We start from the raw sequence: 21,380 nt of genomic DNA on the forward strand, positions 1-21,380 counted from the left end.
TTTCTTTATGGGGAACTTTGAATTCAGTGGAATCAAAGTCTGTTGCAATTATCGGGGTTATTATATCCACCGCTGTATATGAACTCTATCCGTTCTTGCAACTCCTCGCTGAAATCACTGAGGTCTTCGAGCGTGACCGCACCCTCATGTAACAGGTCGAGGATATTGTCTATCATTTTGGAGCGTGAATTGGTAACGACCACGCCCGTAGCTCTCTTATCCTCTCTGATACGCTTTTCAAGCTCCCAAAATCTGTCCGAGGGCAGTTTATCGGAGCTTAACAGTGCGATATACTCCTTGCAGAGCTTGTCCATGTAGCCTTCCTGCCAGTCAGCGACCTTGCTCTTATAGAGCTTCCAGTCGCTTTCAGGGTATCCGAATTGATTCATTGCAGTTCCTCCATAAAATCCAATTTTGTCATATCCGCTACCGCTATCCGCACACCGTCCGTGAACACAAGTTCACCTACATAGCTGTCATATATCCGCACTACACCTTGCTTTTCCACATACTTGCCGCCCGACTTCTTTCCATCGGGGACGAAATATGTCACGCTGATCTGCGGTTGTTCATCCAAGCTGTCAAGCAGACGGTTCAGGTTTGCGTTTAGCTCAGACATTTCGTCCTCTGTCAGCTCTGCCTTGCTGTCGGTCAGCCTTGCAGTCTCGGCAACGGCATCATCGTAGCCCACAAGTGCCGCAAAGGGGCTGAACTGTGCCGCCCTGTCGTGCATTGACATGGAGTGCAGATCATCATACTGCGGACGGGTGAGGTGCTTTATATCATCGTAGTTATCAGGCATAGCGTGTTCACCTCTTTGCTAACTAATCAGAATTGTCCGTATATCATCCAAATACCTCTTTTAGTATTATTGAAAGAGAGCCTTCTGTATAAAATTCAAGTGGGCATTTGCCAAAATTAGGCGCAGCATAAAGCTGATCAGCTCCGGCTTCTTTCAGTGCTGTAAGTATTCTTCGCAAGTCTTCATGTAGTTCATCGGTGAATAAGCGATCATCACTTTCTACATGGTCAACATAATTAAAACTTGGTAATACCTGATTTGATTGCAGACAGAATCTCCATATTCCCGAATTGCCATGAGAATCGATACCATTAACATCAGCACCGTTTTTGATCATAAGTCTGAGTGTATTGAAAGCATCGTCAGCTCTTTCTTTGGTCGAGAAGAGCTTAAAACCCATATATTTATTATTTGTATTCCATCTGCTGCACATGACAGCCGCTGTGATAGCGTCATGAATAACAGGAGTTCTCCATTCATTACAGCATGACTCATCTTCCATGAAATTCAGATCAGCACCCATTTCAATAAGATATTTGGCAATCTCAAAATTTCCCGTTTTTAATGCAACCTGCAAGGGCGACTGTCCATCGTCTTTTTTGGGAGGTTGTTTTGCCACGCAATTTACCAATTCCGGCTTTTTTGTTATTATCTCTTTGACCTCATTAAAATCGCCGTTCCTGATCGCTTTGAATAGTTTTTTCATCTTATCCTCCTGTCTCTAGCCTTATGCCCGCCTATCTGCCGGTTACGTTCCTTCGCCGTAGCACCCTCCGTAAAGTTCGTACCTTTCAGAACGGCATTCTTTCCGAATTTGTGTTTGATCGTGAGCATCGCTTCCTGCAATGCTCTTTCTTTTTCAAGAGCCTTCTCATCGTCCGCACGGGCTTGTATATCTTCTTCTGTATCGAACAGAGAAAGCTGTTCATAGTTCTCGCTCTCAGGCACATCGCTTTCCTTGATGACATTGCAGGCAACAAGGTTGATCCGCCTTGCAAGCAGAGTTTTATCGAAGATTCGGTCAAAAAGCGTCATTGTCGCTTCAACCATTTTCCTTGTGAACGATGTGTGCTTATCGAGATTCTGTGTACCGTGGGCGTGTTTCGGAACTTGTCTGCCGTAGCGGTCGGAAACTACTTCGCCCTGGTAGTGACCGTCATCAAGGCTCTCACGGTCATAGCCGACCGTCAGCACGATCTGATTTGTCACAAGCCCCTTGTCTACCAAATCAAGTGACAGCATCTCCGCCTGAACCATGAGTCTTTCCATACGGGCTTCTGATCCGCTGTTTCGATACGGCAGTTGATAAGCGGTTTTGATGATCGTTCGACCGTGAAGCCCCATATCATCGGGAACACCGCCATATTACCTTGCCTGTTCGGAGCGAACACCGCTGCCATATCGGTAGGACGGATATTACCCGACATTTCTGCCGAACGTGACATAGTGTTCCTGATCGTATCCGCAAGCGGTAGCTGCTGTGCTTTTGTGATGATCGGTGACAGCGTGGATCTTTCTGCATAGAACCAAGTACACATGGGGTTCACTCCTTCCTTATTCCTGCGATAAATCCAAATTTACTAATAATACAGTTAAAACACATGAATTTGATTTATGTATATGCGTTTTAGTTCTCTGCCATTGAATTCTGCTATACATTCCATTGATAAATCGCTTTCCTCATTGTCAAACCAGAAATACGCCATACAGTCTGCTTTCCAACCGTCAAACGAATCTATTGTAACCGCATCGGTAAATTCATCATATGGGCATTCTGTCATAATTCCGGGATATTCTTCTATCTCGATTTTAGCTTCTTCTATTGTTTCATCTGTGATTCGAGCAACTCGTTTTAACTGTTCCCAATTCTGAGACATAATCAAGCCGTGAATCTCAACAAGTTTACTCCATAATAATTTTATTTGATATCCGTGCATTTGACACCTCCGCAAATTACGATTTGGTTTATACGAGCTATTTCTCGCATTACTTACATTACAAATTATACCACAATCAGCCCTGCATTTCAATCCACTATACAAAAAAACTGGAGCAACCCTGAGCGAGTCGCACCCATTACAATACCGTCAAATCAAAGCTCGATCTTATCGGAGAAATCACTGTTGATAACGTAGTAAACTGCCTTATCCTCCGGCTTGATGTAAAACTCGATAGTCTTGACCTTGCCCTTGAATTTGCTCTTATAATCGGCGGGTGGCTGCCTTTTTTATTTCAGCGAAATCATATTCATCGCCGCCATTTTGAAATTTTAGTCGAGCCGAATGCTCAGCCCCACACTAAAATTATAGCGCACTTTCGGGGTGAAAGTCTATTCGCAGTACGCATGAACTTGAGTGCGCCATAAAACTTTTCTTATCGTGAAAATGTTATGGGGAAAATAAAAAAGCTGCGGAGCGGAATGCTTCACAGCTTAATGTATATAATTTCGATTTGATATTAAGTAATCAGAACGTATCCCAATGTATTCGCTCTTTGATATTAATTTCTTTTTGCTTTACAGGAACTATGTCTTTATGTGGTTTTCCGATACCAATGAAGCACGGCATAAAATAATCTTCGGGAAACCCAAGTACCTTTCTTGCGTATTCTTCTTCATTGCCGAGAGGAACTCTTAAATTACAACCATATCCCTCAGCAGTAGCTGATAAAAATAAATTTTCGATACTACACCAAATGGAGGCAAAGCCGTTTAAGTGTGAGATGTTTTCCGGTTGAAGAATATCCGTTTTCTGTTTAAGCAAAGGAATAATGACCGCTGACGCATCAAACAGCATTCTATATTGTTTAGGGACAGCATTACGATAACACTCCTGTTGTAAAAGATCGCTTAGATTCCAATCCTTTATTAACTGTTCCATATCATCATCGGATATACCTTTTGGAATAATATCGAGCAGTTTCGCTACGACATTCTTATCCCTGACAATAATATAGTGCCAGTCCCTCATATGGTCATTGGTAGGGGCTTTGAAATATTTAGTATACTTTTTTCGTTCTCTTCCGAACTATGAAAATCCCTATTTTACGCGGTTTTATGACATTTGACTTTTTCTGTTCTAAAGCTATTTTCAGTGGTTTTTAGCATCAATAAGAGGTAAATAAGAGGTCGATTTTGACGTAGTTTTAGTCCAAAATGAACTTTACCTCTACCAATAAGAGGTATATTCCCGTTCATAATTTTTTGCATGAATTGGTATCTGCTAACACGTCGTTCCGTATAATATTGTCACGATATTTCTTCCATGCCGGTATACCTATTTCAAAGTTTACCATCATTCCTGCGACCAGATCATTACTTTACATAGATCTCATTTATGATTTTATTTGAGTTTACTGGGTTCAGATATACCGAATTGATTTCATGCTTGGCATACTGAAAAGGTGTATCAACAGTGATCCCGATCAGATATTTTTCAAAGAAATTTTCCCAGCTGAAATATTCAGCACTTTCTATGTAATCCGATGGATCATCAAGCATCTCCATATCCGTTGTATTTATGATACCTGATTTTAGGATAAGCCATTCAAATGATTCCGGTAAACATAAACGGATATTTGAAAAAGAACGGATTTTCATTATTCTGTCGATTTCTGAGCCGAAAGCAGCTCCGTCAGCGATAACAAATACTTTTCTATCTTCATGTTCTTTTAGCCATTTAAATATAGCAGAATTCGATCCTGATGTAAAGCATGCGATATCACTGTTTTCAAAATAATGCTGATAAAACTGATATCCTGATCTGGAATCTTCTGTCAGCAAAGTATCATATTTCAGCTTTGTTGGAGCTTTTTCTTTGTAGTAAAAGTGTTTTGAGTTATGCTTGAACATCTTTTTGAAACTGTGGTATTTACCGCTTGCTTTGATCTCATAAATCTCCTCAACACTGTAAGGCAGATCATGCAGGCTTTCTCGATTGAATATAACATAGTAGTTATCCGTGTTTTTTACAGCATCTGCAAAATCTTTAGTTTTAAGGAAATCTGCACCCTCATCAATAAAGATGATACTGTCATTTATGCCTTTTAATTGATTTCTCCAGTCTATATCTGTCAGCGCAACACAGGGCTTATCGCAAGTAACATTGACGCCGCTGGCTTCTTTGAGTCGGGTATAATCTGCGATCATTTCATAAAGTGTTGTTTTTCCTGTTCCGCTGTCACCTCTGACGATAGTTATATTTCTGTACAGATCAAATTTAAATACAGCATCTCTGTTTTTCACTTCAACATGATGGATTCCTGTCATATTTACCTCACACAAATTCTCCCGATTCGTCAACAAGGTCGCCCATATTTTTTACTATTTTACCTGTATTTAAGACCTTTATCTTAAATTCGCCCTTGCCAAAATCCATAAGATGCCTTAGATTGATGACAACTTTCTTATCTTGCGCAATTTTAAGTAACCATTCAGCACAGTTATCACCACAAGTTGATGCATTAAAGATTTTAGAGCTATCATAAGCTATCAACAAAAGCGTTTTCACTCCTCCGGACAGCTTTTTGGGACTCATATTACCGAAAACGGGGCTGATAATTGTTCGTTCATCGATCACTTCAGATTTATCGACCGCCTTGATGATCTCTTTTGACAAAGGCTTTGTGATCCAGCTGTCTTTATAGGTGTTGTTAAAATATACATTTGTGTTATATATTGCATCAGGCGTATCACCAAAAATAACATTCAACATGGGCTATCACCTCACTTTTAAGTATTAGCATATTTTTCTTAATTATTCCGGAATCAAGTAGACAAAGAACAACTCATTTCATGTTTTTTGTAGTCATAGGTTGACACCAAAAACATTCTGTACAAAATTCAGTACAACAGTTTGCAATTTATAGTCTAACCTTTTCTATAATGCAGCTATGACCCTTGCCGTTATCGTAGCTTATGCCAACAAGAATGATCTCATCGGTATATCCTGCAAGCGCTCCCGTGTAGTGCTTTTCTTTTATCTGTCTAATCGCAGTATCGGCTGATTTATAATGCTTTAATTCTATCACCATTGCAGGCTTATCTGACTTCTGATAAGGCAGAAGAACGATATCTGCAAAGCCCTTCCCTGCTGGCAGCTCTCGGATTATCTTGTAATACTTTCTTGCAGAATAAAATGCCAATGAGATAACACAGCTGAGCGAATTTTCATTATTATATTGCAGCATCGAGGTGTTATCCTCATGACATATCTCAACGCCTTTAGCGACTTTATCAGCTTCACCATCGATAATATCCTGTATCAATTCATCAGATGCACGGATAGCCTTCATGACAGGCTCCCAACCTTTGTCTTCGATGCAGTTGATGAATTCCTGCTGAACCTCAGCATTGGGTATCCATACCAGACCTCTGCCAAGAGCATTTTTTCCGAACGCTTCATACGTCAGATAGCCAAGATGTACCAGCAGTGTGAGTATATCATCCGCCGAGGCAAATGTGGTCATATCGTTTTGGAATTTCGCCGTGTTGACCTCTATCTTCTCCCCTGCTATCATGCGGGTGACCTTGTCGTGCAAACCATCAAAATCAGCCTGGATATAAACTTTCAGAGCCTCATAGGTCTCAGTGGAAGTCCAGTAATTGCTGAACTTGTTATTACGTAGGCACTCAATGACAGAAAGTGGATTATAAATCGATATACCTTTAACTGAATATCCTTTATACAAACGCTTTATGTCCTCGAAAGATGTGCTGTATTCCTTACATAATGCACGGACCTCATCATCTGTAATGCCTGTAAACTCGGCATATCTGCCCGCACTTATCATTGAAATCTCTGAGAACATATTCAAAGAGGAATTAAAACCATTCTTCTTGATAGGAAGTATTCCTGTCATGTAAGCAAGTGCAACATAGCTCTTGTCCTTCAGCAGATTTCTCAGAAAATTCAGATACTCGTTCCGGTCATCAGCCGAATACTTTTTTATCCTTAAAACACAGTCCCATTCATCAATAATAAAAATGAACTGCTTTCCTGTTTCAGCAAAAACATCACCAAGAAGAGTAACAAGATCATCCTGGTCAAAGCAGTCAGCTTCTTCATTTTCATTTTTGATTTCATATATAAGCGATCTTGAAAGATAATCAAGGTTCTCTGCTATACTATCACCATTATTTAGAAAATCTATCATGTTGATATGGATAACATTATACTTGTTCAGGTGCTTTTCAAAGCTGTCATCTGATGATATTATAAGTGGCGCAAACATATCCCTTGAATCGCATCCCCCTGCTGTAATAAGCAGTCAGCATATTCGCCGCCATTGTTTTTCCGAAACGTCTTGGACGGCTGACACAGACATATTTCTGTAGTGTTCTAACAACACTGTTTGTAAATGCTATAAGACTCGACTTATCAACATATATCTCTGAATTCAGAGCGTACTGAAAACCTATGTTATCTGGATTGAGATAATTGCCCATGTTACTGTCTCCTTATAAATACCATAACAAATATATTATAGCACAGATAGCCTGAATTGTAAAGGGGCTAATGAAAAGGCAACAAACCATTTTACACTACACGGTATCATAAAATAATGTCTTGAAGACTGCGGTATTAACCTATTAACTTTTTACAAAACCACGCTTTGCGTTTTCCTGCGATATCGAGTTCTTAGGACCATGGTATCTTTGACATATTCGGTCATATATGTTATAATTATAATATTATTATGTGGTATTATCCCTAGTTAAACCGCCGTTATCAGGTGTGTGCTAAAGGACTGTCCATATATAGATCATTCAAAAGGACGATGAACGGAAATGAAAAACATAATGCTGAAAAAATGGAAAAAACAAGTTGATTTTTATTATCAATTAGATACGTATGAGCCTGAAAACGATTATTTCAATGATGTTGATATTGAAAAACTATGCAACTTTATAAATACACAACTCCGTTCGCTTGATCTTGGAATTGGCATTTATTATAATAAAAACGATGAATGGCCTGAGCTGTTTAATTTATTTTCCAGAATAAAAAACAGATATCTCAAATCCCAATTATTAAACATCTCACATACTGATGCTGAAATATTATATGAACTGTCTTCTGCTTCTTCAATAGTTATAGAATTACTGAAATCTGATTTAAAAGAGACTGCTGAGCCGTATAAATACCATATTCAAGCAATACTTGATACCTGCAAATTTATAAATAATAAGGTAAAAGGCTTTCATCATGAAATATGTGAATGCTTAAAAAAACAGGTAATAAGAGGCGAGGAAGTATATGCTTTTATAGACAGCTATGATCCATCTGTTATGGAATCTCCCTATTTCTCACCGTTTATAAATGCTGTCGATAACGCAGAAGAGCTTGTTGATCATCTTTATTGTTCCATTGTCACCACAAAAATGATAGAATATGATAACCTTATGTTTGACATACTAAGGGAATCTGAAGACAGCGGCGAATTTTTTTACAGACCATATTACTCAGGATTTGTGATTCACGTAGACAAATACGGAAGAGCCGTCGGCAAATTGGGAGATGACGAGGCTTTTGAAGCTCTAAGATCAGAACTAATAGCTAACCAGAACAGACAAGTGTGGTTCAAGGCGTATTTTATCAATGATGGTTCCCGATATGAAGGTGAAGGAGAACCATATGTGAAAGGCGATCTTCTGTTTGCTGCCAGCGCTATGACAGAATCAAATGGTAAACTTGTATTAAAAAAACTATATCCTGATGACAATAAGGTCACAGATGATTATAAAAATCTGCTAAATTCATATATATACAATGATATAGCTATTCGTGATCTGATATACAATAACATCGGCAATGTCAAAAGATCACGGATCTATAACATCGGTCACGGTAACTTTATTACTTTTGAAGACAGCAAGGGCACAACCAAGATCATTTATGATATCGGACTTTCTTATCGTAAATCGTATGCCGCTGTGGAAAATGAATACAAACGTACTTATAAAAAGATAAAAAACATAAGTTCGAAACTGGTGATAATATCTCACTGGGATGAAGATCATTACGCAGGTGCTTATATCAACGAAAAAAACATTTTCAACATACCGTGGATAGTTACAGCATGTAAAGCTGAAAAAGGAAAAACAAATGCTAAAAGGATAATGCTTTATTTAGACAGCATCAAAAAGCTTTATATGATAAAGAGAGCGATAGACGATAGTTCTGTTTCGGGAAAACAGCTTGTTGCAGCCACGAATAATAATGGAAGATATTTCTGGTTATACAGAGGTGAAGGAACATCTTCCGGAATAACCGAGGACAATCGCTATGGATTAGCCTTAAATATCAAATATATATCTACTAATACACTGATGTGTGCAGATGTTCCATACAGATGTTTGCCTGATTCTATTATCGATAATAAATATTACGATTATGTTGTTATACCGCATCACGCATCGGATATGGTAAAATCTTCTTATAAAAAACTAGAAACAATGTCAGGTATCGAATATTCATTTATTTGCGTTAAAGATACTGAAACTCTGGGAAAGACAGGTGTCTTGGTCAAAGACGGAGACCACTTTAAAAGTATTGATAAAATGACAAATAAAGAAGTATACTTTACCGATGATGATAAACATAGTGTCTTTGCATATTCCTGCGATCTCAGCAAAAATGATCCACCGATAATAATTCCCAAATAATACTGATCTTGCAGGGCATCTTACTGCATTGGACAACGGTATATACACCTTTGGTGCCGTCCTGCGATAGTATCCATCAAACCTGCCTAGTATACAAAACTTAGGCACTGCGGAATATTTAGTGTACATTGAGTCTATCCAAAAATTTGTGTAAACCTCCAAAGTAGTGTATAATAGAAGAAACACTACTTAGGAGGTTTTAATTATGAGCAGAAGACGAAGAAATGAAACAGAAGAGCAGCGTGCAAGAAGAGAGCTGATAAGTGATTTTCTGTCGGCAGCGAATATCCGGAGCATGGACGATATCCATGAACTGTTCAAGGAAGCACTTGCCGGATTTATGGAAGGCAGCCTTGAATCAGAACTTGATTCTGAGCTTGGATACGAGCCGTATGACGTTAAGAACAAGGAAACTGATAGTAGCCGTAATGGTTACAGCAAGAAGACTCTTCGCACCAGTGTGGGCAAGCTGGATATTGAAGTACCTCGTGACAGAAACGGCGAATTTGAGCCTAAAATTCTGCCTAAACATCAGACAAGCATATCTCAGGACATGGAAAATAAGATCATCTCTATGTACGCCAAGGGTATGTCAACATCCGATATTGAGGATCATATCCGTGATATTTACGGTCTGGAGATCTCAGATACTACCGTCAGCCGTATCACCGATAAAGTGCTCCCTGTAGCGAAGGAATGGCAGCAGAGACCGCTTGAAAGCGTATACACAGTTGTATTTCTCGACGCTATCATGTCCGCAGCGAGGGACAGATCATCAAAAAGGCTGTATACATAGCGATAGGCGTTAATATGGACGGCAGGAAGGATGTCCTCGGTATGTGGGTTGGTGAAAATGAAAGCGCAAAGTTCTGGGCTGGCGTTCTGAACAGTCTGCGTAACAGAGGTGTTGAGGATATCCTTATTGCCTGCACAGATAATCTGACAGGCTTTTCTCAGGCGATAGAAGCTGTATTTCCTAAAACCGATATCCAGAACTGTATCATTCATCAACTCAGAAATTCCAGCAAATACGTGTCTTACAAAGATCTAAAGGCACTTATGGCTGACCTGAAAAAGGTCTATACCGCAGTAGACGAGGAAGCTGCTCTGGACGCTCTTGACGAATTTGCATCAGTCTGGGACAGTAAATATCCCAAGATCTCAAAGTCCTGGTACGAAAATTGGCCTAATCTCAGCACCTATTTCAAGTTTCCGCAGGAGCTTAGGAAGCTGATCTATACCACCAATGCAATCGAAGGATTCAACCGTCAGCTTAGGAAAGTTACCAAAACAAAATCTGTATTTCCTACAGATGACAGCCTTTTCAAGATGCTGTATCTGGCTATGAAGGACATCACGAAAAAATGGACCGGTCGCCGTCAGGATTGGAGCCGTATCTACGCACAGCTGGTTATCTATTACAGCGACAGGATACCCGAATAACATTTTCATCTTGACAATCAAATAATCATGTGATAATATTGCAGATAAGACCGGCTGCTTTCACAATCGGTCTCATCATACACTTTTCTATTGCACTATTTTTCGTTTACACAGAATTTGGGATTGACTCTAAGGTCTTAATGAGGAGAGACTATTTAACTTCAAAATTTCTTACTTCTTATGCTTTTTATCATAATAGTCCTCAAATTTAGTTCTTATAGTATCATTTTTTGCTGCGTTTAGAGCTATTCCATATCCTTTTTCTGTCCCAAATTTGGCTTTATAAGCCGTGCGACGTAATTTATCAACTATGTAACTATCAGAGTTTACCACAGTACTAATTGCGGAATCATATTTGTTGATGCCGTCTTTTTTGATCTCAGAAGCTTTGCATATATCGTCTTTGACTGAATCAATAAGTTTTAGATGCAGAAACAATTTCTGCTGCCCCCGCAGCCAAACCAATAGCTCCTGTTACAACACTTGCTAAAACATCAATAATGTCATCGCTTTTACTCATAAATATCACACATCCTTTATTATGATTATAACATTGATGGTTCACTAACTTTTGAGTGTTTTCCAATAGGACATATCTTTTAATTTTTCAGATTTAATATCCGTACTAAGACTTATCCTCTATTTTCTTTTGGAGATTAACTGACTCTTCCAGTTGGAGTGCTTTTGCCATAGGAGAAAGATACTTATCCACATTTTTCATGCTTTCTTTCATAAGCATATCCGTATTCTGATTAAGTCTTTTAAAATCCTCGGATAGTTCCTGAATAAATTGTTTTGCCAAATCTACCATTGAACTTCTTTCATCCATTATCTTACTAACAAGAGTCTTATATGTTTCAGGGTCATCATCAAAAAAAAGTTCTTTTGCTTCTTTTATCTCACTGATAGACTGCTGTTTAGCTTCGTCCTGAATCTTTTTATATTCCTTTATCTTTTCCAGCATCATGTTATTGGCTTTTTCTCTTAAATCCAAAGACATTTTGCCGATCTCTTCAACTATATTTTTGCTGGCGGTAGCGAGTTCAAGCTGATATTGTTTTAATGATTCTACAAGCTTATCACGTCTTTCGTCCATCTGCTGAGCAATTATCGTATCAATTTCTGCATTCCAACGTCTTTGATCTATTTCTAATTCTACGATCTGCCTTGCATCATACGCTTTTAATTCTGACTCCTGTTTAGCTTTATTAAGCTCTATCTCAGCCTCTTTATCCATTTTTTTGATCTCTCTTCTGGCTTCAAATGACTTCATTGGCTCTTTAACCCAACTGCAAATAGCATCAATAGGCGCATAAACAATGTCATCTAGCTTATCAAACATATCTAAAAATGCCATAATTATTCCTTCCTTCTTTAGCATTATACAGATTCTTTTTTCTGCTTAGCTTCAAACTCCTTAATCAATCTTTCATACTGTTCTTTACTCTTTTTCATCTGGACACGCATACGGTTGCTGTTTAACTGCCATTTGTCATTATAGCGTATCATCTCTCTAAGCTGTTCAAGCTGAACATTCAAACCATCCGGGATCATGAGCTTTGCACTTATACTACTATTGCTATATTCTGTTAAAAAACTAGCAAAATAGTCAGCATAAAACAGTGTCATACGTTTTTGTGCGTCCTTTGAATAATCACTCTGACTTTCAATGATCTTATTCATTATCTCCCAATGCATTGATAACCATTCGGTTATATATGATTGAAAATACAATTCTCTCAGGTTCTTAGATTCGGAAGAATGAAGCCCCAAATAAATTGTAGGAGAAAGATTCAAACAATCGTTGATCAATTTTTTACGCTGTTCTTGCATGATCAACAGACCTGTCTCAACACATGATTTGTAATCAGCGTCTCTAATCATCTGCTCAGATTCCCTCCCTAGCACCCTGCAAAGCATTTTTAAATTCTTCCAGATTTTTGGTGTAGTAATGATTCACTAATTGTTCACTTATCTCCAAGCTCTTTTCTGTGCAGTTTCTCAATTCCGACAACCATTCCATTTTTGCTTCATTAGACATAACATTATCATCAGACATCGTTTTTTCTATTGCAGGTAGTACCTTTTCATAAAAATCTGCTCGTTCCTGCCTTATAGACTTCATCATATCTGCAATAGCCTGTATCTCGGGTTGATATTTTTTTATTAGTTTCATGTAGTGTTCTTCGTATGCGGCGATAGAATCAAAGCTGTTCTGTTTATTTGCAGGACTAACAGAACGCATTGACTGGAAAACATCTGCCAATTACATCACATCCTTTCATTTTTTGACAAATACTAAAATGTATATTTCGCCATCTTTGAAAATAAAACGGATACTTTGTATCCAATTTTGAGGCAGCTTGCATTTAGATATATAATCATAAAAAAACTGTCCATATTCAGGTCTGGAACCTCCGCTGCCATTTTCAAAAAATATTTTGTAAACTTTATAATGTTCTTCTTCCTTATATTCTTTCAAGCTGCATAATATCTTTAGTGCTTCATCTTCTGTATATTTCCTTACAGAATCACAATGATCAGAAGAGCGATCATTACCGCTAACAAAGCTGCCAAAATAATTAGGAAACTCTTTGAATTTTGTAGATCCATTTTTTTTTTTACTGTCATCAAATTCTTCTATAGGTTTTGTTCTTTTGATCTCAGTATTTTCAAGAATACTATATCCATTTGATACCGATGGACTTCTCTGGCTTTTAGCTATGTTGAAATTAAGAACGCTGTCCATGCCCTTGCCAGGTTTTTCCGTCGAGAATTTGTTTAGTGAACTGTAAAGCTCATCTGAAACGGCAACATCTGTAAATACTAGACCGTTCCACAAATTCTTGTCTAAAACATCAGAAATAAAGGATGCATTTTCTCCTTGGTTAAGTATCCTATCAAAATAATGCTCCAACACATCATTTTCATTTGATTTAAAATTCTTTATTATTCTTTTTTCTTCTACAATATCTATTTCGGGAGCGAATTCTCTTCTGCTGTACGTTTTTTCGGAGATCTCTATAGGCTCATTTAATAACTCAGAGTGTGTTTCTTTCGCGCTCCATTGTTTTTTTAATTGTTCCAGATACTGAATCCAGTAATCACGGAGTGTGATATTGGGAATTTTGACGCTCCTTATATCAGATTTTTGTATTGCAAACCCTATAAAAAATGCTACGTTTCTTCGTACTCTATCATATAAAAATTCTTCAGCTGAATGATACTCTGTTTCCGAAATCATATCGTTTCTGTAGAGGAGTTCTATAATGTTTTTGCACAAACAAGATACCCCGCCACATATACAAAAATTTCCTACTGAAAAAACGCTATATCTAACACCAGAGACATAATCGATACCACTCATAGCATTCGCTGTGTACTTTAACGCAAGTTGGATCTCTTCATTAGTCATTTCTGCGGGTCTTGCGAGAAATTGCGGAACATAATCTACCTCTTTAGTTCTGCTGTAGATCAAAAGGTAAGCTTTCATAATAGTTCCTCCTATATAGCAGATATTTCATCAAAAGTAAAATCATTTTTTTCTCCATTAAGATACTTATTGAATCCGCCTCCGCTGCCACTATATTTTTGTAATTCGCCCGTTACAGCCATTAGCAATCTTCTATATTTATTAAGCATCTCTCTATTTGAGTTGATATTATCATTCGCCTCATTTATTTGCTTACGACATTCTTCTATCTTACTTTTATTTGTAAAGAACCATTTACTATTTTGATTATTTATCTCTCTCTCACTAGCAGATATTATATTTCTGCTTTTATTCTCCTCTTCATCGATCTCATTTTTCAATAATAAACAATAATTCAGAAATTGGTGATATATCCCGATCAAGAACGGAATATGGATATTTATAGGGTCGACATCACCACTATAATTATCATCAGAAATGTTGTTTCCTAATGTTACTGCGGTTATGTATACTAACTGTCCATTTCCAAATACACTACTAAAGCATTCCTTAATGATCGAATCAATTTCATCAGGTTTTAAATATGGAGCACAAAGATCTGCCTTTGTTACTACAAACACGATCGGTGGCAACATAGCTCTATGTCCTTCTAAGTACGAAGTGATATACGGATTGATTACTCTGGCGCATTTTCTGTTAACATTTTTTATCCTTGTCTGCTCATTTTCATCACAAAGTAATTCTCCATCAATAAAAATGTAAATTGCGGTGGATGCATCTATAGCCTCGTTAAAACGGTTATATGCACCAGCATTATTCTCTCTTGCCTTTAGTGTACCACCACCATAGTCCACCCAGTCAAAACTCATTATCCCTGTATTTTGATAATTCAACTTGAAACTATAATCTGTTACTTCAGTCAAAGTTGTTCCTGAAGGAAATCTGTCAGGTCCTGTTTCATCGTCAAGTCTATCCATCCAGTCTTCAAGTTTTGAAGCATCCTGATTTGTTGTAGTAAGTGTGAAGCCATTTGCTCCCACACACATTTTATAATACATACCAAGCACATAACAGGTCTTCCCACTGCCTGACATTCCCAGTGCCGTAAATCTTGTATCAGCCATATTTTCTTGCTTAATTAAAAGCAGTACACCTCCCTGTTAATCTTTAAATTACAAATCTCAAAACAACTATAACTGCCATAATAATCGGCAGTATAATATTTTCCTTAACTCTATACCAATATATGCTAAGGAGTATAGCTGCTACTGCAAAAATAATCGGTGATAAATAACAAATCAAACCTAGAATTGCAGCAATAATCAGATAGAAAACTAGCAACATATAGATACTATGTTTGGAAGCACTTTCTTGCCTTTCATTTATCTGATGCTCCTGCTTTTCCTTTAGCTTATCTTCCCACTTTGCATCTTTATACCCAAAAACCTGGAATCCATGTATTAGTGATGTCCTATTACCATTCATAATATCTATCATATACTCATACAAATCATTCCTTATATCCATCAGTTCATTATTTTTTTTCCTATCATTTAGTTTCTCTATTTCAATTGACAAAGATGTAACTTCATTCTTTGATTCTCTTAATTTTATATAATTTTTAAATATCAGCCGTTTTTCCTGTTCTGCAATATATTGATCTTTTTCATTTTTTCTGTTATTCAACTCTTCAAGCTGTTTCTCAAGCTCTTTTTTATAAATCTCATATCGATCATTATAATAAAAATATAAAGAAATAATATACGGCAGAAGCTTTGCATCAGTATGAAATCTATCAACTAAAATCGTAAACGAACAAATATCATCATTAAAAATATTTGAAAAAATATTTGATAAAGCAGGATATATATTATCCATTCTTTCTTCTATAAGATCGGCTTTGTCTATTACAAATATGGTCAAAGGATTATATCCATTCTTTTCAACATATTCAGACAAGTATTGATTGACGATTCTTGCGTACTCACGTTTAAGCTTTTTTTGAATCTCGTTATGATCATCAACGCAAAATACCTCTCCATCTATATAAACTATGATATTTTGAACATTATACAATTGAGTTGATTCAACCCTATTTTTGATAATCTCGTTTGATAGATCACATACGGAAAAAATTAGTATTTCATCGTAGAAATGCACTAATATAAACTCCGAAGAATCAATTTCTGATCCCATCTTTTTTTCATTAATACTATCAAATCTTTCACACTCAAAAACATCAGAGAAACTACCTGAGTAATTAAGGCACGATGCAAGATCCTCAACATATTCAGATTTATTTGAAGATTTTGGTCCTAAAACACCAATTCTGTAGCTCTCCAAGTTATTACCTCCTGCATATAATCATATTATTACTCTTATATTATACCACTATAAGAACCACTCCAAAATAATCCAGCTAACACGCAGCTTATCTGCGATCATATACCATGATCCTGACCAGAAATAAGATAATTATAGACTGCCATACAGCTTTTCAAGCTGCTGACGTTTCATATCCATATCCGAATGCACATAGCGTTCAAGAGTGATCTTTACGCTAGAATGCCCTAAAAGTTCACTGACTGTTTTCACATCTATGCCAATTCTGATACATTCGGTTGCGAAAGTATGACGCAGTACGTGGAAATTCTTGTAGGGTACCCCTATACGTTTCAGAAAACTCTTGTATCTTGATGAATATGATCTGTGTTCGGTATACTTTTGTGTTCCCGTGAGAAAATAGTCGTCGTTTTGCTGATGTTTTTTCACCTCAGTCAGCCTTTTCAGCATAAAAGTTGGTATGGGTATATCTCTAACCAATCTTTTGCTTTTAGGCGTATCAATTATCACAATAGTCTTAGGCTTGCTGCCGTCAGGATTTGGTATTCGTGTCAGAGTTTTGCGTACATGGAACACATTATCAATAAGGTCAATATCTCCCCACTGTAATGCGCATATCTCGCCTATCCTCAAACCTGTATAAAGGCAGAGAAGTATACCAAGATCACTAATATTACTATGTATTGCATACTGACGCATCTTCACGATCTCTTGCTCTTTGAAGACCTGAATTTCAGCTGATTCACACTTCGGCGGCGTGACATTTTTCATCGAATCGGGAAGTGAATATTCAACCTCGCCATACTTAAACAACGACTTCAGCATGACAGTAATATCCTTGACTGTCTTTGAAGAAAGCTGATGTCCGTTCTTTCCGCCACATTCAATAAGTTCAGAAAGAACACGTTCAAGTATGAACGCACTTAATCTGTCGATCCTGTATTCACCCAGCCTGCATCGTATATAGTGGTCAAACATATAACAGTAACTTGCATAGGTTGTCTGTTTGATGTTGTTTTTTCGGCTGAATATCCAAGCATCAAACAGTTCCGAAACAGTCATCGGGTCATCAACAGGCAGCATATCACACCTCGCCAGTCTTAACTTATTTGAGCATTCGGCATAACTGTGTGCATAGACAGATCTGTATTTTGCATGACCATTTTCAAGCCTGCCGCAGATATAGCGTCCCTCCCAACGCCCGTCTTTACGCTTAAAAATATTTTCTCCTCGTCTTGACATTACTTGTACCTCCTGAGTTTTGGTAAGTAAAGTATACCGCATTGACGATAATAATGACCAGTATGGGCAGAATAATAGCCGTTTTTACATCAAAAAATGCCGTGACATCAACCGAAATAATACGCTCTTTTGAACATAATGCACAGCAAATGTGCAAAATTAACAAAGCAAGTGGTGAATGTTTATCAATTAAACATCTTGAAATGATCCTCTTATAGTGGTATAATAAAAGATCGCTTTCTAACGGAACTATCATTATATATCCTACATTATATCATATTAAATCCGATATTTCAAGTGCTTTTACGGAATATTTCCAATGAATATGACTATTCTGTGTGATACAATATATCAAAAGGGGCTGATGATATGACCGAAGAGCATTTCAAACTAAGGATAGCAAAGCTGCGTACCGAAAAGGGTGTTTCCGCTCGTGATATGAGTCTGTCACTGGGGCAGAATGCAGGGTATATAAACAATATCGAGACAGGCAAGGCACTTCCGTCAATGGCAGTGTTCTTTGCGATCTGCGACTATTTGAATATAACACCGATGGAGTTTTTCGATGAAGCCTCGGAACAGCCAGAGGAAATTCGCAGGGTGCTGGTTAATATGAAAAAATTAAACAAACGCCAGCTGAATAATATTTCCGAAATAGTAGAAGATCTGACCAAAAAATAACAACAAGGCGAAACAGGATCATCCTCTGTTTCGCCTTGATTTTTATGGTTCCATCGATGCCATTATAATTCTTGCACCAAACTTGTATCCACGCTCAAAATTATCAAAAGCAATGATGTCATTGAGCGTAGCATTTGCGTTCTTGTACTTATCAAGTATATCACTGCAATCGGGATACTGCCTGACCATTTCTTCCTCGATGTTACGCAGCTTTTCGATCGTTTTAATGTACTCGGACGAACAGCTTTCTCCCAAGGGCTGCAATTTTCCATAATACAAGTCCAAAATTATTCCCATCAGTACTCCTCCGCCAGCAGCATAGTAATATGATCCACATCATCAATAATATAGACCTTAGTATCGATCGACGCATCCACAGGCATAAAGTAATCCATCGAAGCTTCCGGTATCTCCTGTTCGTGCCTTATGTTAAGCAGGTAGGTACCGTCTTTTTCTGTCGTAGTCAGCTTAAATACCTGCAGCCTGTCCAGTTCTCCTGCCTTGCGCTCCATTAACGCAAGGCTTTCAAACATCATCACCTGTAAGGCAGGCGGTATCTCCGCTTCTATTCCTTTTGTAATGTACTTGTTTCCGTCAAATCTGTAACCCATAGCTATCTCCTTTCTATTTCTAAACCTTAACACCATAGCTTTCTTCCATAAGCCAGTCTCCGTAGTATTCCTTAGCCTCCTCAAGACACATATTGAGATACTCCCTGTCATCAAGCATCATCTCTATATCCTCGTCGCAGTAACCCATTTCATACAGCAGAGATATATCATCCACCGTCAGCCCGAACAGATTGCAGAGCTCGTAAAGATAATCAGAGTGATGACCGTATGATGCATGATTCCAATGACGTTCAAGTGCAAAATAGTCCTCAAACTCAAATTTGCTCCTTGTCAGTACGCCGTTCTTGTCTATGCGGATAATATCTCCTTCCTCTGACGTTACAAAATCGAACTTGTATATTTTCAGGAAAGTGTTCTCTATAACTTCCTCCATTATCTTTTTAGTAGAGGTATACACATACAGCCCCAGCTGCTTGAAATGTACGATGCACAGAGGATTGTCACCCTTAGCCAGATAAAGCGTGTTGTCATCATTAAGAATAGTGAACACGAAATTACCTTTAACTGTCTCGCACATCTTAGCTATGGTCTCAAAGTTCAGACTTCCGTATTTCTCGATCAGCTGTACTGCCGCATAGGTGTCTGTCTTTATCTGTGTTTTAGGAAGTTTTTCATCCTTCTGAAGGATATCGTCATTGAATAAAACTCCGTTGTGACAGAGCGCAAAATCACCCTCCGCAGTATGTCCGGGAAAAGGGTGATTGTTGTAGTTGTATTTTGCATTGCCCTGTGTGGTCATTCTTGTGTGACCAGTCAGTATCGCAGTATCCTCGGGGAAATAGAACCTCATCTTGTGGGCAGGCTTCGGTCTTTTGTAGACCTTCAGTTCATCATTCTTTACATAGGCTATACCAGTTGCATCTGTTCCCCTGACTTCAGATTCAACTGCCAGCCTGTTTACAAGTTCTTTCATATGCCTTCCGCTTATTGCATGACGGTAGTTCACAAATCCAAATATAGCGCACATATCAATCTTCCTCCTCAGTTTCAACCGGCTCATTCACATAGAGCCTTTTCTCTTTCAGGTAGGTTATCAGCTCGGTATAGTCAGTGCTTATATCCATAACAAAATCTGCCCATGACTGTTTATGCAGTTCATCATCACTATGGCGTATAGCGTTTTCGCATATAGCATCCACAAGCTCCAGTGATGCCATAAAGGTATTCCATTTCAGGGTACCTCTGAACAGCCTTATCTCAACGGTGCTGATGTTGGTTATGTTCACGCAGGCATATCTGCCCTTGCTGCTCTTCTTGGCTTTTTCAAGTATCTCCTTCGGTCTGTCTTCGTAGCCGTGTCTTGCTGCCCAGTGTTCGGCAGATTCTTCGGAACGTCTGCTGAATCTGAAAAGTTCGTTCCAGTGGCTCTCAAAGAAGAACAGTATCCTGCTTATGACATCTTCCTGACGTTCGTATGTGTTACCCAGAGAACACCTGCCTATATGCACATGAAGACCGCAGGTGCTTGTGTTGTGTGACCTGTATCCCAGACGTACTGCCCTTTTCATTATCTCTTTCCAGGGGAAGTCATATTTATGGTAGTTCATCGAACAGGGGTGGCTTACAAGTTCCATGCCCTCATCAAGAGAACTATCTGATTTTATATACATCAGTTCATCTTCTCTGTTAGCGATACCGTCCAGTTCCTGAGCATTTTCATCGTCCTTTCCGCCGTTGTCGATCTCCAGTTCAACACCGTAACAGCGGACATTTTCACCTTCATTGCTGCATCTGTAAAAGATAGGCACAGGCTTATATCCGTAATCATGGATATGTCTGCACTGTTCTTCTTCATCGTAACAGTCACTGCAATAGGGATAATCACCGTCCCAGTACACATTGTCATCGTGGATGATACACCCGCAGCGTTCACAGCGGCGGTAGTAATTATCATAGCAGTTCTGGCAGATCGCTGTATTTTCATCGGATACAGAATTCCGGTAGAAATATCTTTCTCCGCAGTGACTGCAGGTAAATGTTTCATCGTTGAAGCAGTCTTCACATATTATCTCATCTTCAACTTCATAAAGCTCTTCCTCATTTTCAATGGTGCATCCGCAGTTTGCACACTCATAGATCTCATTCATAAAAGTTCCTCCAGATACAAAAAGCCCCTTGACGCCTGACGTCAAGGGGCAT

Annotated in this window: 24 protein-coding genes and 2 pseudogenes; 3 read left to right on the forward strand and 23 right to left on the reverse strand. The window is 38.3% G+C overall.

Going from position 1 to position 21,380, the window contains the following annotated elements; all coding sequences use genetic code 11:
* Positions 1-32 precede the first annotated feature (32 nt).
* From CUS_RS05120 to CUS_RS20720, 12 genes and pseudogenes are all read right to left on the reverse strand, one after another.
* Positions 33-389 carry a hypothetical protein gene (locus CUS_RS05120; protein WP_002848011.1) on the reverse strand — a complete coding sequence of 119 codons (357 nt, stop codon included), beginning with the start codon at positions 387-389 and terminating at the stop codon, positions 33-35.
* The gene (locus CUS_RS05125) at positions 386-802 is read right to left on the reverse strand and encodes a hypothetical protein (RefSeq protein ID WP_002848016.1); all 417 of its coding nucleotides are present in this window, start codon (positions 800-802) and stop codon (positions 386-388) included. Before CUS_RS05125 ends, CUS_RS05120 begins: the two co-directional genes overlap by 4 nt.
* A 43-nt stretch (positions 803-845) precedes the next feature.
* On the reverse strand, positions 846-1,508 hold the full coding sequence (locus CUS_RS05130) for an ankyrin repeat domain-containing protein (RefSeq protein WP_002848020.1): 663 nt from the start codon (positions 1,506-1,508) through the stop codon (positions 846-848).
* Positions 1,505-2,071 carry a hypothetical protein gene (locus tag CUS_RS05135; protein WP_227945343.1) on the reverse strand — a complete coding sequence of 189 codons (567 nt, stop codon included), beginning with the start codon at positions 2,069-2,071 and terminating at the stop codon, positions 1,505-1,507. The genes CUS_RS05130 and CUS_RS05135 overlap by 4 nt, the downstream gene beginning before the upstream one ends.
* Positions 2,023-2,340 (reverse strand): SOS response-associated peptidase family protein, encoded by a 318-nt coding sequence (locus CUS_RS05140; RefSeq protein ID WP_002848021.1) that lies wholly within the window; start codon positions 2,338-2,340, stop codon positions 2,023-2,025. The genes CUS_RS05135 and CUS_RS05140 overlap by 49 nt, the downstream gene beginning before the upstream one ends.
* 54 nt (positions 2,341-2,394) lie before the next feature.
* Positions 2,395-2,739 (reverse strand): DUF7668 domain-containing protein, encoded by a 345-nt coding sequence (locus CUS_RS05145; RefSeq protein WP_037276622.1) that lies wholly within the window; start codon positions 2,737-2,739, stop codon positions 2,395-2,397.
* Between the two features lie 155 nt (positions 2,740-2,894).
* Positions 2,895-2,975 (reverse strand): DUF6465 family protein, encoded by an 81-nt coding sequence (locus CUS_RS20360; RefSeq protein WP_227945371.1) that lies wholly within the window; start codon positions 2,973-2,975, stop codon positions 2,895-2,897.
* A 292-nt stretch (positions 2,976-3,267) separates the two neighbouring features.
* Positions 3,268-3,777, reverse strand: a pseudogene (locus CUS_RS05150) (nitroreductase family protein); the annotation flags it as partial.
* A gap of 338 nt (positions 3,778-4,115) precedes the next feature.
* Positions 4,116-5,069, reverse strand: a complete 954-nt coding sequence (locus CUS_RS05155; RefSeq protein WP_002848012.1) for a hypothetical protein — start codon at positions 5,067-5,069, stop codon at positions 4,116-4,118.
* Positions 5,070-5,076: 7 nt separating this feature from the next.
* Positions 5,077-5,514: a DUF4869 domain-containing protein gene (locus tag CUS_RS05160; RefSeq protein WP_002848022.1), complete on the reverse strand. Its 438-nt coding sequence runs from the start codon at positions 5,512-5,514 to the stop codon at positions 5,077-5,079.
* Positions 5,515-5,662: 148 nt separating this feature from the next.
* A complete protein-coding gene (locus CUS_RS05165; protein WP_002848029.1) occupies positions 5,663-7,033 on the reverse strand; it encodes an AAA family ATPase in 1,371 nt (456 codons plus the stop codon).
* A complete protein-coding gene (locus tag CUS_RS20720) occupies positions 7,002-7,247 on the reverse strand; it encodes an AAA family ATPase (protein WP_002848027.1) in 246 nt (81 codons plus the stop codon). Before CUS_RS20720 ends, CUS_RS05165 begins: the two co-directional genes overlap by 32 nt.
* 342 nt (positions 7,248-7,589) lie before the next feature.
* Here CUS_RS20720 and CUS_RS05170 point away from each other — a divergent pair, with 342 nt between their 5' ends.
* The gene (locus CUS_RS05170) at positions 7,590-9,467 is read left to right on the forward strand and encodes a hypothetical protein (protein ID WP_002848024.1); all 1,878 of its coding nucleotides are present in this window, start codon (positions 7,590-7,592) and stop codon (positions 9,465-9,467) included.
* Positions 9,468-9,672: 205 nt separating this feature from the next.
* A pseudogene (locus CUS_RS05175) lies at positions 9,673-10,910 on the forward strand (IS256 family transposase).
* A gap of 625 nt (positions 10,911-11,535) precedes the next feature.
* Here the strand turns inward: CUS_RS05175 and CUS_RS05185 are convergent.
* The 7 genes from CUS_RS05185 to CUS_RS05215 form a co-directional block, all read right to left on the reverse strand.
* Positions 11,536-12,267: a hypothetical protein gene (locus CUS_RS05185; RefSeq protein ID WP_157769500.1), complete on the reverse strand. Its 732-nt coding sequence runs from the start codon at positions 12,265-12,267 to the stop codon at positions 11,536-11,538.
* A 23-nt stretch (positions 12,268-12,290) separates the two neighbouring features.
* Positions 12,291-12,794, reverse strand: a complete 504-nt coding sequence (locus tag CUS_RS05190) for a hypothetical protein (protein WP_037276628.1) — start codon at positions 12,792-12,794, stop codon at positions 12,291-12,293.
* Positions 12,795-12,798: 4 nt separating this feature from the next.
* On the reverse strand, positions 12,799-13,176 hold the full coding sequence (locus CUS_RS05195; protein WP_002848030.1) for a hypothetical protein: 378 nt from the start codon (positions 13,174-13,176) through the stop codon (positions 12,799-12,801).
* 15 nt (positions 13,177-13,191) lie between these two features.
* Positions 13,192-14,403 (reverse strand): hypothetical protein, encoded by a 1,212-nt coding sequence (locus CUS_RS05200; protein WP_002848010.1) that lies wholly within the window; start codon positions 14,401-14,403, stop codon positions 13,192-13,194.
* A gap of 11 nt (positions 14,404-14,414) precedes the next feature.
* Positions 14,415-15,467 carry a TRAFAC clade GTPase domain-containing protein gene (locus tag CUS_RS05205; protein ID WP_037276630.1) on the reverse strand — a complete coding sequence of 351 codons (1,053 nt, stop codon included), beginning with the start codon at positions 15,465-15,467 and terminating at the stop codon, positions 14,415-14,417.
* A gap of 43 nt (positions 15,468-15,510) precedes the next feature.
* Positions 15,511-16,686 (reverse strand): tripartite tricarboxylate transporter TctB family protein, encoded by a 1,176-nt coding sequence (locus tag CUS_RS05210; RefSeq protein WP_002848005.1) that lies wholly within the window; start codon positions 16,684-16,686, stop codon positions 15,511-15,513.
* A gap of 132 nt (positions 16,687-16,818) precedes the next feature.
* Entirely contained in the window at positions 16,819-17,928 is a 1,110-nt protein-coding gene (locus tag CUS_RS05215; protein ID WP_002848014.1) for a tyrosine-type recombinase/integrase, read from the reverse strand.
* Positions 17,929-18,297: 369 nt separating this feature from the next.
* On the opposite strand from CUS_RS05215, the gene CUS_RS05220 reads away from it, so the two are divergent.
* A complete protein-coding gene (locus tag CUS_RS05220) occupies positions 18,298-18,609 on the forward strand; it encodes a helix-turn-helix domain-containing protein (RefSeq protein WP_002848007.1) in 312 nt (103 codons plus the stop codon).
* Positions 18,610-18,651: 42 nt separating this feature from the next.
* Here the strand turns inward: CUS_RS05220 and CUS_RS05225 are convergent, their stop codons facing one another.
* The 4 genes from CUS_RS05225 to CUS_RS05240 are packed head-to-tail and all read right to left on the reverse strand — an operon-like array spanning position 18,652 to position 21,328.
* Positions 18,652-18,906 (reverse strand): DUF6809 family protein, encoded by a 255-nt coding sequence (locus CUS_RS05225; protein ID WP_002848017.1) that lies wholly within the window; start codon positions 18,904-18,906, stop codon positions 18,652-18,654.
* Positions 18,906-19,220 (reverse strand): DUF960 family protein, encoded by a 315-nt coding sequence (locus tag CUS_RS05230; protein WP_002848006.1) that lies wholly within the window; start codon positions 19,218-19,220, stop codon positions 18,906-18,908. The genes CUS_RS05225 and CUS_RS05230 overlap by 1 nt, the downstream gene beginning before the upstream one ends.
* A 19-nt stretch (positions 19,221-19,239) precedes the next feature.
* Positions 19,240-20,208, reverse strand: a complete 969-nt coding sequence (locus CUS_RS05235; protein WP_002848015.1) for a glucosamine--fructose-6-phosphate aminotransferase — start codon at positions 20,206-20,208, stop codon at positions 19,240-19,242.
* A gap of 1 nt (position 20,209) precedes the next feature.
* A complete protein-coding gene (locus tag CUS_RS05240; protein WP_002848018.1) occupies positions 20,210-21,328 on the reverse strand; it encodes an amidoligase family protein in 1,119 nt (372 codons plus the stop codon).
* Positions 21,329-21,380 lie beyond the last annotated feature (52 nt).

Source organism: Hominimerdicola alba 8, assembly GCF_000178155.2.
Classification (GTDB): domain Bacteria; phylum Bacillota; class Clostridia; order Oscillospirales; family Ruminococcaceae; genus Hominimerdicola; species Hominimerdicola alba_C.

Excerpts from the sequence above, each read along its gene's own strand:
- CUS_RS05120 (WP_002848011.1), bottom strand. The coding sequence starts at position 389 with ATGAATCAATTCGGATACCCTGAAAGCGACTGGAAGCTCTATAAGAGC.
- CUS_RS05165 (WP_002848029.1), bottom strand. The coding sequence starts at position 7,033 with ATGTTTGCGCCACTTATAATATCATCAGATGACAGCTTTGAAAAGCAC.
- CUS_RS05170 (WP_002848024.1), top strand. The coding sequence starts at position 7,590 with ATGAAAAACATAATGCTGAAAAAATGGAAAAAACAAGTTGATTTTTAT.
- CUS_RS05205 (WP_037276630.1), bottom strand. The coding sequence starts at position 15,467 with ATGGCTGATACAAGATTTACGGCACTGGGAATGTCAGGCAGTGGGAAG.
- CUS_RS05125 (WP_002848016.1), bottom strand. The coding sequence starts at position 802 with ATGCCTGATAACTACGATGATATAAAGCACCTCACCCGTCCGCAGTAT.
- CUS_RS05155 (WP_002848012.1), bottom strand. The coding sequence starts at position 5,069 with ATGACAGGAATCCATCATGTTGAAGTGAAAAACAGAGATGCTGTATTT.
- CUS_RS05160 (WP_002848022.1), bottom strand. The coding sequence starts at position 5,514 with ATGTTGAATGTTATTTTTGGTGATACGCCTGATGCAATATATAACACA.
- CUS_RS05225 (WP_002848017.1), bottom strand. The coding sequence starts at position 18,906 with ATGGGAATAATTTTGGACTTGTATTATGGAAAATTGCAGCCCTTGGGA.
- CUS_RS05240 (WP_002848018.1), bottom strand. The coding sequence starts at position 21,328 with ATGAATGAGATCTATGAGTGTGCAAACTGCGGATGCACCATTGAAAAT.
- CUS_RS05200 (WP_002848010.1), bottom strand. The coding sequence starts at position 14,403 with ATGAAAGCTTACCTTTTGATCTACAGCAGAACTAAAGAGGTAGATTAT.
- CUS_RS05215 (WP_002848014.1), bottom strand. The coding sequence starts at position 17,928 with ATGTCAAGACGAGGAGAAAATATTTTTAAGCGTAAAGACGGGCGTTGG.
- CUS_RS20720 (WP_002848027.1), bottom strand. The coding sequence starts at position 7,247 with ATGGGCAATTATCTCAATCCAGATAACATAGGTTTTCAGTACGCTCTG.
- CUS_RS05185 (WP_157769500.1), bottom strand. The coding sequence starts at position 12,267 with ATGGCATTTTTAGATATGTTTGATAAGCTAGATGACATTGTTTATGCG.
- CUS_RS05220 (WP_002848007.1), top strand. The coding sequence starts at position 18,298 with ATGACCGAAGAGCATTTCAAACTAAGGATAGCAAAGCTGCGTACCGAA.
- CUS_RS05190 (WP_037276628.1), bottom strand. The coding sequence starts at position 12,794 with ATGATTAGAGACGCTGATTACAAATCATGTGTTGAGACAGGTCTGTTG.
- CUS_RS05145 (WP_037276622.1), bottom strand. The coding sequence starts at position 2,739 with ATGCACGGATATCAAATAAAATTATTATGGAGTAAACTTGTTGAGATT.
- CUS_RS05230 (WP_002848006.1), bottom strand. The coding sequence starts at position 19,220 with ATGGGTTACAGATTTGACGGAAACAAGTACATTACAAAAGGAATAGAA.
- CUS_RS05135 (WP_227945343.1), bottom strand. The coding sequence starts at position 2,071 with ATGGAAAGACTCATGGTTCAGGCGGAGATGCTGTCACTTGATTTGGTA.
- CUS_RS05140 (WP_002848021.1), bottom strand. The coding sequence starts at position 2,340 with ATGTGTACTTGGTTCTATGCAGAAAGATCCACGCTGTCACCGATCATC.
- CUS_RS05235 (WP_002848015.1), bottom strand. The coding sequence starts at position 20,208 with ATGTGCGCTATATTTGGATTTGTGAACTACCGTCATGCAATAAGCGGA.
- CUS_RS05130 (WP_002848020.1), bottom strand. The coding sequence starts at position 1,508 with ATGAAAAAACTATTCAAAGCGATCAGGAACGGCGATTTTAATGAGGTC.